This window comes from Psychrobacter sp. AOP31-B2-9 (genome assembly GCF_052378005.1).
Lineage (GTDB): Bacteria > Pseudomonadota > Gammaproteobacteria > Pseudomonadales > Moraxellaceae > Psychrobacter.
In genome coordinates this window covers 1-214 of the sequence record NZ_JBQSXG010000398.1, presented here as the reverse complement: position 1 = coordinate 214, position 214 = coordinate 1, and the positions used below count along the sequence as shown (strand labels likewise).

Annotated in this window: 1 protein-coding gene; it reads right to left on the bottom strand. The window is 42.1% G+C overall.

The window, feature by feature from the left end:
* A partial coding sequence (locus tag ACT3SX_RS15795) for an IS1/IS1595 family N-terminal zinc-binding domain-containing protein (RefSeq protein ID WP_444519370.1) occupies window positions 1-209 on the bottom strand: 209 nt, incomplete at its 3' end.
* Window positions 210-214: the final 5 nt, after the last annotated feature.

Genomic DNA, 214 nt, shown 5'->3' with positions numbered 1-214 from the left:
TCTCTAACACCGCAGCCTCTAACTGTCATGAGCCGTATAAGCTCTTCCACTTTAGAGTGACAGCCGTTATAAGTTAATGCATGGTCGCCAATAAACTGACGTTTGCAGTCCTTACATTGATAATTCTGCTTGCCATAGCTTTTTTTGCCATTTTTCTTTAAACTGGGACTGTGACAGTCGGGGCAGCTGATATCTATTTGTGTCTTCATAACCT